The organism is Pseudomonas sp. MT92 (genome assembly GCF_058792515.1).
Window position 1 is genome coordinate 451,295 of record NZ_JBXAFA010000003.1, and the last position, 15,250, is coordinate 466,544.

The 15,250-nt window shown below is 60.3% G+C and carries 17 protein-coding genes; 8 read left to right on the plus strand and 9 right to left on the minus strand.

The window, feature by feature from the left end; all coding sequences use genetic code 11:
* Positions 1-234: 234 nt before the first annotated feature.
* Positions 235-1,275, plus strand: a complete 1,041-nt coding sequence (locus AC1Q6D_RS07860; RefSeq protein ID WP_103406077.1) for an Ldh family oxidoreductase — start codon at positions 235-237, stop codon at positions 1,273-1,275.
* A gap of 147 nt (positions 1,276-1,422) precedes the next feature.
* Here the strand turns inward: AC1Q6D_RS07860 and AC1Q6D_RS07865 are convergent, their stop codons facing one another.
* The gene (locus AC1Q6D_RS07865; RefSeq protein ID WP_047528515.1) at positions 1,423-1,740 is read right to left on the minus strand and encodes an ElaB/YgaM/YqjD family protein; all 318 of its coding nucleotides are present in this window, start codon (positions 1,738-1,740) and stop codon (positions 1,423-1,425) included.
* Between the two features lie 163 nt (positions 1,741-1,903).
* On the opposite strand from AC1Q6D_RS07865, the gene AC1Q6D_RS07870 reads away from it, so the two are divergent.
* A complete protein-coding gene (locus AC1Q6D_RS07870) occupies positions 1,904-2,158 on the plus strand; it encodes a hypothetical protein (protein ID WP_047528516.1) in 255 nt (84 codons plus the stop codon).
* Positions 2,159-2,161: 3 nt separating this feature from the next.
* Here the strand turns inward: AC1Q6D_RS07870 and AC1Q6D_RS07875 are convergent, their stop codons facing one another.
* Positions 2,162-3,070, minus strand: a complete 909-nt coding sequence (locus tag AC1Q6D_RS07875) for a LysR family transcriptional regulator (protein WP_103406076.1) — start codon at positions 3,068-3,070, stop codon at positions 2,162-2,164.
* Positions 3,071-3,154: 84 nt separating this feature from the next.
* Between AC1Q6D_RS07875 and AC1Q6D_RS07880 the strand changes: the two genes are divergently transcribed.
* Complete coding sequence (locus tag AC1Q6D_RS07880; protein ID WP_103406075.1) at positions 3,155-4,078, plus strand: carbon-nitrogen hydrolase family protein; 924 nt, start codon at positions 3,155-3,157, stop codon at positions 4,076-4,078.
* Between the two features lie 147 nt (positions 4,079-4,225).
* Here AC1Q6D_RS07880 and AC1Q6D_RS07885 read toward each other — a convergent pair whose 3' ends face one another.
* The 4 genes from AC1Q6D_RS07885 to AC1Q6D_RS07900 form a co-directional block, all read right to left on the minus strand.
* Positions 4,226-4,771, minus strand: a complete 546-nt coding sequence (locus AC1Q6D_RS07885; RefSeq protein ID WP_103406074.1) for a GNAT family N-acetyltransferase — start codon at positions 4,769-4,771, stop codon at positions 4,226-4,228.
* A 27-nt stretch (positions 4,772-4,798) separates the two neighbouring features.
* Positions 4,799-5,272 carry an LEA/WHy family protein gene (locus tag AC1Q6D_RS07890; RefSeq protein ID WP_103406073.1) on the minus strand — a complete coding sequence of 158 codons (474 nt, stop codon included), beginning with the start codon at positions 5,270-5,272 and terminating at the stop codon, positions 4,799-4,801.
* Between the two features lie 59 nt (positions 5,273-5,331).
* A complete protein-coding gene (locus AC1Q6D_RS07895; RefSeq protein WP_103406072.1) occupies positions 5,332-6,804 on the minus strand; it encodes a nucleobase:cation symporter-2 family protein in 1,473 nt (490 codons plus the stop codon).
* A gap of 206 nt (positions 6,805-7,010) precedes the next feature.
* Positions 7,011-7,904 carry a LysR family transcriptional regulator gene (locus AC1Q6D_RS07900; RefSeq protein WP_103406071.1) on the minus strand — a complete coding sequence of 298 codons (894 nt, stop codon included), beginning with the start codon at positions 7,902-7,904 and terminating at the stop codon, positions 7,011-7,013.
* A gap of 101 nt (positions 7,905-8,005) precedes the next feature.
* Between AC1Q6D_RS07900 and AC1Q6D_RS07905 the strand changes: the two genes are divergently transcribed.
* The 5 genes from AC1Q6D_RS07905 to AC1Q6D_RS07925 all read left to right on the plus strand — a co-directional run bounded on the left by AC1Q6D_RS07905 (position 8,006) and on the right by AC1Q6D_RS07925 (position 12,521).
* On the plus strand, positions 8,006-9,097 hold the full coding sequence (locus tag AC1Q6D_RS07905; RefSeq protein ID WP_103406070.1) for a polyamine ABC transporter substrate-binding protein: 1,092 nt from the start codon (positions 8,006-8,008) through the stop codon (positions 9,095-9,097).
* 13 nt (positions 9,098-9,110) lie between these two features.
* Positions 9,111-10,070 carry an agmatinase gene (gene speB, locus AC1Q6D_RS07910; RefSeq protein WP_103406069.1) on the plus strand — a complete coding sequence of 320 codons (960 nt, stop codon included), beginning with the start codon at positions 9,111-9,113 and terminating at the stop codon, positions 10,068-10,070.
* Positions 10,071-10,214: 144 nt separating this feature from the next.
* Entirely contained in the window at positions 10,215-11,333 is a 1,119-nt protein-coding gene (zapE, locus tag AC1Q6D_RS07915; RefSeq protein ID WP_103406106.1) for a cell division protein ZapE, read from the plus strand.
* 18 nt (positions 11,334-11,351) lie between these two features.
* On the plus strand, positions 11,352-11,933 hold the full coding sequence (locus tag AC1Q6D_RS07920; RefSeq protein ID WP_103406068.1) for a DinB family protein: 582 nt from the start codon (positions 11,352-11,354) through the stop codon (positions 11,931-11,933).
* Between the two features lie 96 nt (positions 11,934-12,029).
* Positions 12,030-12,521 carry a GNAT family N-acetyltransferase gene (locus AC1Q6D_RS07925; RefSeq protein ID WP_090469446.1) on the plus strand — a complete coding sequence of 164 codons (492 nt, stop codon included), beginning with the start codon at positions 12,030-12,032 and terminating at the stop codon, positions 12,519-12,521.
* Between the two features lie 94 nt (positions 12,522-12,615).
* Here the strand turns inward: AC1Q6D_RS07925 and AC1Q6D_RS07930 are convergent, their stop codons facing one another.
* The 3 genes from AC1Q6D_RS07930 to AC1Q6D_RS07940 form a co-directional block, all read right to left on the minus strand.
* A complete protein-coding gene (locus tag AC1Q6D_RS07930; protein ID WP_103405709.1) occupies positions 12,616-12,831 on the minus strand; it encodes a hypothetical protein in 216 nt (71 codons plus the stop codon).
* Between the two features lie 267 nt (positions 12,832-13,098).
* Complete coding sequence (locus AC1Q6D_RS07935; protein WP_103405708.1) at positions 13,099-14,835, minus strand: phosphoethanolamine transferase CptA; 1,737 nt, start codon at positions 14,833-14,835, stop codon at positions 13,099-13,101.
* 199 nt (positions 14,836-15,034) lie between these two features.
* Positions 15,035-15,211 (minus strand): DUF6026 family protein, encoded by a 177-nt coding sequence (locus AC1Q6D_RS07940; protein ID WP_178083146.1) that lies wholly within the window; start codon positions 15,209-15,211, stop codon positions 15,035-15,037.
* Between the last annotated feature and the right edge of the window lie 39 nt (positions 15,212-15,250).

Below are 15,250 nucleotides of genomic sequence, written 5' to 3' on the forward strand. Positions count from 1 at the left end.
TCTCTTTCGGGGCGCCGATGAGTGCGCCGGTGGGTAGAGTCTCGAGCCTAAAAAACCTCGAATGGCTAAAGGTGGTAGATAGTTATTACCCGGTTGTCAGGCGTTTGTGACACCGCAATACTCCTCCCGGATGCCATGGCCTCATCTAAAAGTTGACAGGTCGTTCGCCCCGCGTTGTTAATCGTCGGTCTATATACGCTGTTGCCCCCTCCAAAAATTAGTCTGGAGCTTCAGATGTCTGCGCCACACGATCAAGTGTCTACTGTTGTCTCGCAAAACCTGTCCTTCGATGAGCTGACAGCGTTGCTTGAGAAGATATTCCAGCATCATGGCACCTCGGCCGAGGTCGCTCGGGTGCTGGCTGAAAACTGCGCGGGCGCCGAGCGCGACGGCGCGCACAGTCATGGGGTGTTCCGGATGCCGGGATACGTCTCGACGCTGCAGAGCGGTTGGGTAAACGGCAAGGCCGTACCGGTGGTCGAGGATGTGGCTTCGGGGTTTGTCCGGGTCGACGCCGACAACGGCTTCGCGCAACCGGCCCTCGCCGCCGCACGGGCCTTGCTGGTGGAAAAAGCCCGCAGTGCCGGCATCGCGGTACTGGCGATCCGCAATTCCCACCATTTCGCCGCGTTGTGGCCGGACGTCGAGCCGTTCGCTTATGAGGGGCTGGTAGCGCTCAGTGTGGTCAACAGCATGACTTGCGTCGTCCCGCATGGCGCCGACCGACCGTTGTTTGGCACCAACCCGATCGCCTTTGCGGCGCCGCGGGCCGACGGTGATCCGATTGTCTTCGACCTGGCCACCAGTGCCACTGCCCATGGTGACGTGCAGATTGCCGCGCGCAAGGGCGAGCGGTTGCCACCCGGCATGGGCGTGGACAGCCTCGGTCAGCCGACCCAGGACCCGAAGGCGATCCTCGAAGGTGGCGCGTTGCTGCCGTTCGGCGGGCACAAGGGCTCGGCGCTGTCGATGATGGTGGAGTTGTTGGCGGCGGCCCTGACCGGAGGCAATTTTTCTTTCGAGTTCGACTGGAACAACCATCCCGGCGCCAAGACCCCATGGACCGGACAATTGCTGATCGTGATCGATCCTTCCAAGGCGGCGGGCCAGAGCTTCGCCGAGCGCAGCCAGGAGTTGGTGCGGCAGATGCACGGGGTGGGTTTGAAGCGCTTGCCGGGTGATCGGCGTCATCAGCAACGCGCGAAATCGGCAACGGCGGGTATTGCCCTGGATGAGCAGACACTGGCCAGTCTGCGGAAACTGGCGGGGCTTTGATCCTGGAATAACACCCCCGATCAATGTAGGAGCGAGCTTGCGCCGGGCGGCGTTTCGACGATAGCGGTCGATCAGGCACATTGATGTTGAATGTGCCGCCGCCATCGCGAGCAAGGCCGCTCCTACACGTTCAAGGGTGACCGGAATTCAGCGGCGGGCCAGCAGCAACCCGACCACCAGGCCAAACCCGGCAGAAACCGCAACGGTTTGCCATGGATGGCCGCCAATGTAGGTTTCGGTGGCGTCGACCGCAGGTTTGGCCCGATCACGCACACTGGTGACCGAGTCCCGGGCCAGCTGGAGTTTCTGGGCAATCTGCCCGCGGAGCGTCTCGGCTTCCTCTCCCACCAGGGAGGCACTGCTTTTCAGCAGCTTCTCCGACTCTTCTATCAGCGCCGATAACTCACTGAATGCCTGATCCTTGATTTGATCTTCGGCGACTTGTGCGGCGGTTTTCCGGGCCATTTAAGGACTCCTTGCAGGTAAGTGGACAGTGAACAATGGAGTGCGCCGCGATTGAAAAAGTTGCAGCGACTTTTCCCACGGACTTGATCCTGCAAAAATCCGGCGCAGGACGATTCATCCTACAGTGTAAGATGTCGCCTATTTTACGCAGCAGGAAATTCCCATGAGCTTCAATCTGGCCGACAAACCCCTTGCCGAGCGCGCTGCGCTTGAAGATGAGAAATCACGTCTGTTCGAACTCTGGCAAACCAACCTGGGCAAAGCCAAGGGCGAAGCCGCACGGTTGTTTGGCGAGCGCGCCAAACGCAAAGGCAAATGGGCCGAGTGGGTCCGCGCCGAACTGGATGGCATGTCGCCGCCGGAGTTCTCGAACATGGTGCGCAGTGAAGTCAATCGCCTGATGGCGGCCAATAAGTAACGCCTAGGCAAAACTCGCGACGATCGCTTCACGCACTTTCAACACCACCGGATCGAGCTGAGTGCTGGTACGCCAGCCCAGTTCGATCGGGTAGCGGGGTAGCGCCAAAGGGCAGGGCAGCAGCGCCAGCCCTGTGAGCGCCGCGATGCTTCGGGCAGCGTGGGCCGGGATGGTCGCCACCGCCTGACTGCCCTTGAGCAGATGCGGCAATGCCGCAAAATGCGTGGTCGAGGCACAGACCCGTCGGTTCAAACCGACCGCCGCCAGGCCTTCGTCGGTGATCCCGATGAACCCACCCGACGACACCAGAATGTGTTCGCGGGCCACGAACTCCTCAAGACTGATGTGCTGCTGGCCCTCGACCAGGCTGAGTGGATCGACCAGGCACAGGTAGCTTCCTTCCCCCAGCACCTGACGACTGAGCAAGCGTTCGGCAAACCCGCCGGCGGTAATCGCCAGATCGATACTGCGGTCCATCAACGCCTGCGCGACGATCTGGCTGTGAGTCTGGCGAAAGATCAGGCGCAACTTCGGTGCGCTGCGGGCAATTTCCTCGATCAATCGTCGGCCGTAGGCAATCTCGAAATCATCGGACATGCCCACCGTCACGGCGCGCCCGTCGTAATGGTTGGCCGTCGGGTCGACCATGGCCAGGCTCTGCCGGCATTTGTTCAGCGCATCGCTGACCACCGGTTTCAATTGATTGGCTTTGAGCGTTGGTGCGAGGCCACGACCGGTGCGCACGAAAAGCGGATCGCCATACACCTCGCGCAGCCGGCGCAACGCCGCACTGACTGCCGATTGCGTGACGCCCAGGCGCAGGGCGGCGCGACTGGCGCTGGACTCCTCATGCAGGGCTTCGAAGACTTTGAGCAAGTTGAGGTCGACGTCGGTGATATTCATTTGATTCATATCATTCAGCAGTGAGTGGGGCTTTATTCATGATTGCGTGAGGCCGGAGAATCAGCAACACCTGATGTGAATGGAGTGACCGCGATGCCCAAATCAATTGTTGCCGCCCTGCAAATTGGCGCCTTGCCCGGTGGCAAGGGCGAAACCCTGGAACAGATCCTGTCGTATGAAAACGCAATCATCGAATCCGCCGCTGCGCTGGTGGTGATGCCCGAAGCCTTGCTGGGCGGTTATCCGAAAGGTGAGGGCTTTGGCACGCAATTGGGCTACAGATTGCCCGAGGGCCGCGAAGCCTTCGCCCGCTATTTCGCCAACGCCATTGATGTACCAGGGGTGGAGACGGATGCGCTGGCCGGGTTGTCGGCGCGCACGGGCGCCAACCTGGTCATCGGCGTGATCGAGCGCGCCGGCAGCACCTTGTACTGCACCGCGCTATATTTCGACCCGCAGGCGGGGCTGGTCGCCAAGCACCGCAAGTTGATGCCCACCGGCACCGAACGCCTGATCTGGGGCAAGGGCGATGGTTCGACCCTGCCGGTGATCGATAGCCAGGTCGGGCGGATTGGGGCGGTGGTGTGCTGGGAAAACATGATGCCGTTGCTACGCACTGCGATGTACGCCAAAGGCATTGAAGTATGGTGCGCGCCGACCGTGGACGAACGGGAGATGTGGCAGGTCAGCATGCGCCATATTGCCCATGAGGGCCGCTGCTTTGTGGTCAGCGCCTGTCAGGTCCAGGATTCGCCGCAAGCCCTGGGCGTCGACATCGCCAACTGGCCGGCGCAGCGACCGCTGATTGCCGGTGGCAGCGTGATCGTCGGTCCCATGGGCGACATTCTGGCCGGCCCATTACGTGACGGGCCAGGTTTGCTCACGGCTGAAATCGACACCGATGATCTGGTCCGCGCCCGTTACGACTACGACGTGGTGGGCCACTATGCGCGTCCGGATGTATTCGAGTTGACGGTGGATGAGCGAGCCAGACCCGGTGTGAAATTCAGCGCATAGCTTCTGCAGGAGCGAGCTTGCTCGCGATCACGGAGGCGCATCCAACACGTTTGTTGACTGTTCCAACGCTATCGCAAGCAAGCTCGCTCCTACATTTGAGTGGCGGCATTCCAAGTGTCGGTGTTCATTCGCCGAGGAAATGATGAGTCAGCGTTGCTCGAGCCACTCGGTGCGGGTGATTTCCCAGACGTCTTTCGGAAATCGTCCACCCACAAAATCGCCCACCTCGGTGTGGATGAGGCGCATGCCGGTACGCTCGGAAAGTTTGCGCGAAGCAATATTCGGCGCCGCTTTGGGCACGCGCAACACGTCACGACCCAGGGTTTCAAACCAGTACCGGGTCACCGCCTCAGTCGCTTCCGTCATTAGTCCCTGACCTTGCCATCGAGGTGCAAGCCAGAATCCGCGGTTGTTGTCCTGTTCATTCATCAGGCTGATATTGCCGATCAATTGCCCGGGGGCCGACTTCAAACGGATCGACCAATGCCATTCCTCGCCCCGGGCGATGGCCGGCAGGGCGATGTTTCGCAAGTAAATGAACGCTCCATCGGCGGGATAGGGCCATGGCACCAAGACGTTCAGGTAGCGCACCACTTCCCAGTGCGGGAATTGTTGCTGGATGGCTTCGGCATCGGCCAGTTCCAGCGGACGCAGAATCAGGCGCTCTGTGGAAAGCGTGGGGGTGGCTTCCATGTTCTTTATCGCTCCTTGAAATCGTGCTTACCGGCTGCCGGTCATCGGCCCCGGCAGGCTGAGTTTGCCACTGTCCACGAAACGCGTGGTGCCGAACAGGCCACCGGCCAACTTGCCGCGCAGGACGTAGGGCAGATTGTTCAGGGTTTGTACCTGGCTCAACCCAATGGTCTGCCGCAGCACCGAGAAGGCCGACACGCTGACCGGCACGGTCAACACGGTCTCGGAATAGCGCGAAATTGAACCGGACTGATCGCTGACCCCGGAGGCGAAGGGTTGACCGTTGATTTCCAGGTCCAGTGCCACGCCGTTGTAGTTGACGTTGGTGCCATTGGGGTTCTGCACGCGGATCTTCACGGCGAAACGAACTTCCATATCCTGGCCTTGCAGCGGCTGGATGCCGACGACGTTGACGTTCAGCGGATCGCTGTTGGGGAACGAGCTACAGGCGCTCAGGCCGAGCATCAGGAGGGAAAGAAGGACCGCTTGGACACTGCGCATTGACGTGCTCTCATGGAGAAAAGGGCTGAACCACCAGCGACTCAGCCCTTGAGCGCGATCTAGCGGTTCACCTGTGCGACACCCGCAGGCGTTTGGGGTTCACCCCGGGGCGGGACATCGGGATTCTGCATCACTTGCAGTACCGAGGCCTCGGGATCGAACTCGTCCTCTTCCAGCTCAATGAACTCTTCAGGCAGGAAGATATTCAGAACGATAGCGCACAGCGCGCCGACGGTGATGGGCGACTCGAAAATGTTGTGCAGGGCCTGGGGCAGTTCACGCAGGACTTCTGGTACTGCCGCCACGCCCAGGCCCATGCCCAGGGAAATCGCCACGATCAGCATGTTGCGCCGATGCAGTCCGGCTTCTGCAAGGATCTTGATCCCGGCCACCGCCACCGTGCCGAACATCACCAGCTCGGCACCGCCGAGCACCGGTTTGGGCATCAGTTGCAGCACCGCGCCGATCATCGGGAATAACCCCAGCAGCACCAACAGGCCGGCAATGAAAAACGCCACGTAACGGCTGGCCACGCCGGTGAGCTGAATCACGCCGTTGTTCTGCGCGAAGGTCACCATCGGCATGCTGTTGAACACCGCCGCCATGGCCGAGTTGAGGCCGTCGGCCAACAGCCCGGACTTGATGCGGCGGATATACACCGGGCCTTTGACCGGCTGCCGGGAAATCATCGAGTTGGCCGTCAGATCACCAGCCGCTTCCAGTGGCGACACCAGGAAAATCACCGCCACCGGCACGAACGCCACCCAATCGAACGAAAACCCGTATTTGAACGGCACCGGCACGCTCATCAGCGGCACGGCGGGCAGGCTGGCGAAGTCGACGTGCCCCAACAGCCAGGCGACCCCGTAGCCCAGGGTCAGGCCAATGACAATGGCGCCAAGACGCAGGAACGGCACATCAACCCGGTTCAGCACCACGATCGTCCCGAGCACCAGCGCGGCCAGGCCCAGGTGGCTGGCTGCTCCCAGGTCGCTGGCGCCGAAACCGCCGGCGATGTCGGTCATGGCGACCTTGATCAGCGACAGCCCCATGAGCGTGATGATCGTGCCGGTCACCACCGGAGTGATCAGCATGCGCAGTTTGCCGATGAACTGGCTCAACACCACTTCGATGAACGCAGCGAAAAAGCACACGCCGAAAATCGTCGAGAGAATTTCATCGGTGCCGCCCCCTCGGGCCTTGACCATGAAGCCGGCGCTGAGGATGACGCTGATGAACGAAAAACTGGTGCCTTGCAGGCACAGCAGGCCGGAACCTACCGGCCCGAAACGCCGCGCCTGAACGAAGGTGCCCAGGCCCGAGACGAACAGGGCCATGCTGATCAGGTAAGGGATTTCGCTTTGCAGGCCCAGGGCGCTGCCCATGATCAGCGTCGGGGTGATGATGCCGACGAAACTGGCGAGCACATGTTGCAGGGCGGCGAAGACGGTGGCGGTCAGATGCGGGCGGTCGTTAAGGCCATAGATCAGGTCGTTGTGGCGCGGGGCAGGCGGTTTTTCAGAAGCAGTCATGGGGTTGTGCAAGCCAGAAGGCGGGCCGGGTCAGAAAATGGAGGCGCAGGATGCCAGAAAGCCCCTTTTGTGGCGAGCAAAGCCCCGAAACCCCGCACAACCTGTGGGAGCGAGCCTGCTCGCGATAGCGGTGAGTCAACCAACGTAAATGATGCATGACACGCCGTCATCGCGAGCAAGCTCGCCCACAGGGCATTCGCTGGATTTCAGGCAAACGCGGCGAGCAAATCCTCTTCGAACGCCTTTTGCGCATCCCCCGGGACCAGAGCGCGATGGCGGGCCAGGTGAAACGCTACATCGAAGCTCATGCCTTCACGGCGGACGACCCGCAGCAAGCCTTTGTCTTCCCAGCTTCGGGCGAAGTGGCTGGGCAGATACCCGACATGCTTGCCGGACAGGATGAAGGCGAGGGTGCCTTCGACCTGCTCCGAGCGCGCCGAACACAATTTTCCCTGGAACGGTTCGTCGCTGCGCAGGAAGCGGTAGGGATGATCGACCCGGTCGCAGGCCTGCAATGCCTGATCATCCGGCGCGTCATTGTCGAACAGCGGATGACCGGGGGCGCAATACAGGTGCTGGGTTTCGCTGAACAGCTCGCGGTAATCGAAAGCGCTTTGTACCTGGGAGAAATAACCGATGGCCAGGTCCAGCCGCTGTTGCAGCAACAAGCGCTCCATTTCGCCGGGCATCGCACTGATCAATTCGATGCGCACCGATTCGTCTCGTTCACGGAAACGCCGGATAGCGTCGGCCACTCGTTGCAGCACCGATTGATCCAGGGCTTCGGACAGGCCCAGGCGCACTTCGCCGATCAATCTTCCGGCCACGCCGTTGGATTGATGGCGGAACGCTTCGATGGATTCGAACAAAGCCTTGGTGGCCGAGAGCAACTGTTCGCCCTTGGGGGTGATCTTGAATCCGCCCTTGCCACGACTGCACAGGCGATAACCGAGCCGGGTTTCCAGTTTGGCCATTTGCTGGCTGATGCTGGACTGGCTCAAGCCCAGTTCACCCTGAGCCGCGCTGAATCCGCCGCATTCCACCACGCTGACGAACAGGCGCAACAGTTGCAGGTCCAGATCGTGGAGTTGACCGAGCATCAAACATTACTCCCGGGTAATGTCAGGTTAATAAACTTGATATTTCACCAATGTATCCGACGACGCATCCTGCAGTCACTTCCTCTTGACAGGTGTTCGTCATGGCTCCCAAGTTCAAGCTGTGTTTAACCGCGTTGCTCCTGGCCGTGGCCGCCTCGGCCCAGGCTGAAGACAAAGTCGTCAATCTCTATAGCTGGGCCGATTACGTTGCCCCCGAAACCTTGCAACGTTTCGAGCAGGAAACCGGCATTCATGTGCGCTACGACACCTTCGATGCACCGGAAGTGCTCGAAACCAAGTTGCTCACCGGTGGCAGCGGCTATGACGTGGTCGTGCCCTCGTCCAGCGTACTGGCGCGTGGTCTGGCGGCGGGCGCGCTGAAAGCGATTCCCCATGAAGGCCTCAAGGGCTACGCGAATCTTGATCCGGATCTGCTGGAGAAACTCGCCGCGGTCGATCCTGGCAATCAATATGGCGTGCCCTACACCTGGGGCACCCTGGGGCTGGGGATGAATGTCGAAGCGGTGCAAAAGCGCCTGCCGAATGTGCCGCTCAACAGCCTGGATTTGCTCTTCAAGCCCGAATACGCCAGCAAGCTCAAGGACTGTGGCGTCGCGATCATTGATTCGCCGCAGGAAGTGATCGGCCTGGCCTTGCACTACTTGGGCAAAGACCCCTACAGCACCGACAAGAACGATCTGGATGCGGCGCAGGCGCTGTTGCATCAATTGCAGCCATCGGTGCTGTACGTCGCCAGCGGGCGGCAGATCAATGACCTGGCCAATGGCAGTATATGCCTGGCGTTGACTTACAACGGTGATGCCAGCATGGCTGCGGATCAGGCGCACAAGGCCAACAAGCCGTACGAAATCGCCTACCGGATTCCCAGGGAAGGCACCATCGTCTGGCAAGACAACCTGGCGATCCCCAAGGATGCGCCGAACCCCGAAGCCGCCCGCCAGTTCATCGAGTTCATGTTGCGCCCCGAATCGGTCGCCGCGCTGACCAACACGCTGTTCTTCGCCACGGCCAACCAGGCAGCCACGCCGCTGGTGGATGAGGCTGTGCGCACTGATCCGGACATCTATCCACCCGCCGACATTCGTGACCGCCTGTACGCCGACCGCAGCATGAGCCTCAAGGACATGCGTCAGCGCACTCGCGTGTGGACCACTTTCCGTAGCCGCCAATAACAAGGAACCTTCAATGGACGTCCCAGTGCAGAACGACCAAGCCATCACCCGTGACAGCCTTTACGGCACTGCCGCCGAAAGCACCTACGCCGGTATCACCAGTTTCATGCGTCGTCGCTACAGTCGCGATTTACGCGGTGTCGACGTCGCGGTCAGCGGTGTGCCATTCGACACGGCCACCAGTAACCGTCCCGGTGCACGCTTCGGGCCACGGGGCATCCGTGCCGCGTCCACCGGCATTGCCTGGGAACGCCACTGGCCGTGGACCTTCGACCCGTTCGATCACCTGGCGGTCGTTGACTTTGGCGATTGCGACTTCGATTACGGATCGCCGCAGTCGACGCCGGAATGCATCGAAGCCCATGCCGAACACATCCTCAATGCTGGCACTGCGATGTTGACCTTCGGCGGCGATCATTTCATCACCTATCCGCTGCTCAAGGCCCATGCCCGCAAGCACGGCGCGCTGTCGCTGATTCACTTCGACGCCCATAGCGACACCTGGCCGGACGAGGAGGGCAAGCGCATCGACCATGGCACCATGTTCTGGCACGCCGCCAAGGAGGGGCTGGTCGATCCTTCGCGGTCGGTGCAGATCGGTTTGCGCACCACCAACGACGATCACCAGGGCTTTGAAGTGCTGGATGCACGGCAAGTGCATCGGCGGGGCGTGGACGCGATCGTCGAGGCCATCCGTTCGCGGGTCGGCGACCACCCGGTGTACCTGACGTTCGACATCGACTGCCTCGACCCGGCCTTCGCTCCGGGCACCGGGACGCCGGTGTGCGGCGGTTTGAGCACGGTGCAGGCGCTGGAGATTCTGGGCGGCTTGCGCGGGATCAACCTGGTGGGCATGGACGTGGTGGAAGTGGCGCCGGCCTATGATAGCGCCGAGATCACCTCGCTGGCGGCCGCGACCCTGGCCATGGAAATGCTGTGCTTGTACGCGGCGAAGCATAAGGTTGACCGGTAACTACAACCCGGCATTTGGGCGCCTGCTCGGGGTGAGAGTGTCACAGGCCATGTTGTATTCGACCTGAGTGATGCTTTTTCCTCGATGCAGAACCCACGGGACATTTCACTGAAGATAATGCTGTCCAGTGGCATACTGCCGCCCATGAATGTCGACTCCCCACTCAGCGCCTGGCAACACGCCATAGAACAAAAGGGTTTCGTCCAGGACGAAGCCCAGGAACATGCCGTCTGGGCGTTGCAAACGTGCCACGAAGCCTTGCATGAAGGTCGGGCGCCGATCATGGGCGTGTACCTCTGGGGCCCGGTCGGGCGCGGTAAAACCTGGTTAATGGACCAGTTTTACCAACACCTGCGGGTGCCGGCCCGGCGCCAGCACTTCCACCACTTCATGGGCTGGGTGCATCAGCGTTCGTTTCAACTGACCGGCACTGCCGACCCGTTGAAGGCACTGGCTCGGGAGCTGGCCGACGAGGTGCGGGTGCTGTGCTTCGACGAACTGTTCGTCAATGACATCGGTGACGCCATCATTCTCGGGCGCTTGTTCCAGGTCATGTTCGAGCAGGGCGTGGTGGTGGTCTGCACCTCCAACCTGCCGCCCGACCAGTTGTACGCCGACGGCTTCAATCGCGACCGTTTCCTGCCCGCCATTGCGGCGATCAAGCAGCACATGCAGGTGATTGCGGTGGATGGCGGGGAAGACCATCGCCTGCATCCGGGGCAGGGCTTGCAGCGTTATTGGGTGGCCACGCCCGGACAATCGAGTGCCCTTGGCGATGTGTTCAAGGCGTTGACCGTCGGTCAGGCGGTTTCCAATGCTCCGATTCAGGTTGGCTACCGCTCGCTCAATGTGGTCCAGGCCAGCCGGGGCGTCGTCTGGTGTCGTTACGCCGACCTCTGTGAACAGCCGTTTTCCGCCATGGATTTCATGGCCCTGTGTGACACCTGCAGCGCTATTCTGTTGAGCGATGTACCCAATCTCAGTGCTCAAAAACGCGAAGGGCGCATAGCCCGTGGCACTGAGGATGGGGTCGAGCGAGTGGTGGCCGGCGATCGCGAGTTGCCGCAGTTGTCGGTGCATGATGATGGCGTGCGCCGGTTCATCGCCCTGGTGGACGAGTGCTACGACCGCAAGGTGCCGCTGTACCTCGAAGCGCAGGTGCCCATGGACTCGCTCTACACCCAGGGCTATCTCGAGTTCCCGTTCCGCCGCACCCTCAGTCGCCTGCAGGAGATGCAGCTGCAACGCTTCGCCGAGGCGTGACAATCAGGAGGCGTGAAGATGAATCAACCGCTGTCACACCATTTGCTGACCATGGCCTACCAGAACGCCTGGGCCAACCATCGACTGGCCAAGGCCTGGTGCCAGTTGAGCCAGGATGAGCTGGCGGCGCCGCGCACCAGTTTCTTTCCCAGTCTCCGCGCGACCCTCAACCATATCCTGACCTGTGACTGGTTTTATGTAGATGCTCTAGAGCGCGAGTTGCGCGGCGATGAGCCGCACCCCGATTGCTACGTTTTTTTCAAGGACGACGAGCCGCACACCCTGGCCGCCGATCTCATGCGTGAGCAATCCCATGTCGATCGACGCTTGATCGCCTACTGCGAGCAAATGCGCGATGCGGACCTGAGCAGGACCGTGACCATCGCCCGGGACACGCCACAGTACGAGAGCCGTCTGCGTCTGTTGTCGCACTTGTTCGAGCACCAGATTCACCATCGCGGTCAGGTCCACGGGATGCTCAGCGCGACTTCAGTCAAGCCGCCACAGCTGGATGAGTTTTTCTGTGTCGGCGAATCGCATCTGCGGGCCGGGGATTTTGCCGAATTGGGCTGGACCGAGGCTTTGATTTGGGGGCATTGAGCCTGCGATCCTTTGATTTGCAGCGGCGCCCACGATATCTTCACCCGGCCTTCCAGCGCGAACAACGCGCTGGGGCTACTGCAAACGAGGATGGAAATGGATTCCGCGGAAATACTAGTACTGCAAGCCAGCTATACCAATCCGGTGCATGCCGAAGCGATCTGTCTGGTGTTGAACAGTTACGCTGAAGACCCGATGGGGGGCGGTCACTCCTTGCCTGCCAGTGTGCTGGAACACCTGCCGGGCGAGCTGGCCAAGCGTCCCCATGCCTTCAGCGTGTTGGCCTTTGTCGGCGGCGAGCCGGCCGGGCTGGTCAACTGCTTCGAAGGTTTCTCGACCTTTGCCTGCCGGCCGTTGGTCAATATTCACGATGTGGCGGTGGTGCCGAAGTTTCGCGGATTGGGATTGAGCCAGCGGATGTTGCAGAAGGTCGAGGAGATCGCCCGCCAGCGTGGCTGCTGCAAAATCACGCTGGAGGTGCTGGAGGGCAATGCGGTGGCCCAGGCGTCGTATGGCAAGTTCGGCTTTGCCCCGGGCGAGTTCGATCCGGCGCACGGGCGCATGATGTTCTGGATCAAGGCGCTTTGATCAAGGTGCTCTGATCATGGCAAAAAAGGGGCGCCCATCAGGACGCCCAATGATCGACTCTGACTGCAGAGCAGGACAGTCAGAGGTGTAACAATCATTTCGGTCTGTAGGATTCGGTCATCTGCGCGGTTTGATCGTCCGGGACCCGCATCGGCGTCGTCTGACTTTGCGTGGCGTTGCCCAACGCCAGTTGTTGGTTGTATCGCAGGGTTTCGTAGTAGTACCGCATGCGTTCGGCTCCGCCTTCGGCAAAGGCGCAGGTGGAGCCAAGTGTCATCAGGATGGCGAGGGTCAACGTAATACGTTTCATGGTGTGCCTCCCACTAATAGCTGTCGGATGCCATTCGTCCATGAATCAATGAATCGAAGTCGAATCCCGATTATCCGCCGATTCCATTAAAAGGGAATTGGCGAGATCTGGAATTTCAAGTCCAGTTTCCAGTCCAGGCTGAGTGTCGTCGATTATCGGGGGCCGGCCCGTCAGTGCCCGCCAATTGCCGGGCAGGTGGTACGCCTTGGCCAGCTCGGCCTTGCGCGCGCCCAGGAAAAAGGGGCCGGAACCGGCCCCTGAAAAGGTTTACTGCTGAACGACGGCAGACGCTGCCTTGGGTTTCATCAGGCTGAAGTCGATCAATGGCCGCTGTTGGCGCTCGTACGGATTGCCGATCAGCAAGGGCCGTGGCTTGAAGCTGTCGCTGACCAGGCTTTTGCTGCGATCCAGTTCATCGAAACTCAGACCGGCCAGGTCGGCCCAGGTGTGGATCAGTTGCGAGCTGCTGTAAGGGCGTCCCAGATCGCCGGCAAAACTCCAGTCATGGGTTTCGCGCCATTTCGGCGAGGCCCATGCCATGAACGGAATGGTGTACATCGGTGCTGTCGGCTTGTTTTCGTTGCGCCCCAGCGTGCCATGGCCAGTGGAATCGAAAACGTCTTCACCATGATCGGAGAGGTACAGCAGGAAGCCGTTCGGATCAGACTTGGCGTAATCCTTGATCAGGCTCGAGACCACGAAGTCGTTGTACAGCACCGCGTTGTCATAGCTGTTGTAAGTGGGCACCTGATCGTCGCGCACGCCTGACGGTACGCCGTTACGGTCCTTGAACTTGTCGAAGGACGCAGGATAACGGTACTGGTAGCTCATGTGCGTGCCCAGCAAGTGCACCACAATCAACTTGCGCGGTGCCGCGTCGGCCAGGGCCTTGTTGAAGGGCTCGATCACGTCGCCATCGTATTGGGCGGCATTCTGGTTGCGGTTGTTGTTCAGGTACACCTGCTCGTCGGCCTGCTCGGAGAAGGTCGTGAGCATGGTATTGCGCTTGGTCATGGTCTGCTGGTTGGTGATCCAGAAGGTTTTGTAGCCAGCCTGTTTCATCATGCTGACCAGCGATGGTGTCGACAGGTACAGGTCAGGATGTTCTTCGTCGGCAAAAGTCAGCACCTGTTGCAGCGCCTCGATCGTGTACGGGCGCGGTGTGATGACGTTGTCGAAAACCGCCAGTTGATCCTTGAGCTTGTCCAGTTCCGGCGTGGTTTCCCGCGGATAGCCGTACAGGCTCATGCGCTGCCGGTTGGTGGATTCGCCGATGACCAGTACCAGGGTCGCGGGCTGGTTGGCCATCGCGTCCTTCAGATTGTGCAGCGGCGGGATCGTGCTGGCACTTTTGAGCATGTCCTGCATGCCGGCCAGGGTTTCCCGGTAACGGTGATAGGCCACGGCCATCTGCCACGGCACCGCAGGTTCGATGCGACTTTCGAATTTGTCGAATCCTTGCGCGAAACTGCCTGCCCGCACCGTCTGTTTCATCAGGGGATAACCGACCACTGCCACCAGAATGGCGGTCGCGGCCACCAATGCCTTGCCACGGGGCAGGTACACGGGGCGCAGGCGCGTCCAAAGGAAATAGGCAAACGCGGTATGCGCGAGGAACGCGAGCACCATCCACCAGGAGAAGTACTGGGTCATGTACTCGCCGGCTTCAGACACGTTCGACTCGAACATGATGAAGATGACGCTTTGGGAAAATTCCTGCTGATAGATGAAGAAGTAACCCAGGCTCGCCATGGAGCAGGCCCACAACACCACGCCGATCACCGCAGCCATGACGCGTGTTTTTTTCGGGAACAGCAGCATTGGCGCAAGCCAGAGGGCACTCATGAAAAACGCTTGGCGGAACCCGGAGAAACCCGAGGTGCCCGTCAACTGGATCAGCAGTTGGGTGATGCCGGAGAAATACCAGAAGAACAGAAACATCCAGAGAAGGGCGGTCCAATCGAAACCTTTCACAGCCACATCGCTGCGCTTAAACCAAAACATTCAACGCTCCAGCCAGAGTTCATCACCGTCAGTCAGAGGGGGCGACAGACGGGAGGCGCACGCAAGAGGTGGCCACGACATTTAAAGGGCGCAGAGTATTACCAAGAAAATGTGAAAAATTCGTGAGTTGGCATGGTAGACGAAAGGCTACCCTGCATCGGAAGCAGTGCAGAGCTGCTTCCGATTTGAGCGAGGGAGGTCAGGCGGAGGAGGCGTCCTGAGTCAAGGGCAAGGGCTGTTGCCTCTGGAGCAGCAAGCGCAATTGCGCCAATTCGTGTTTCAACTGATCGCGTTCGTCTTTCAACTGGCGCAATTCATCGCGACGGACAGTGACATAAAGGGTTTGTGCTGGCAGTGCGGTGTGTACTGTGCCCATTGCTCACCTCGCAAATGGCGTGTCTCAACTGTAAATCCG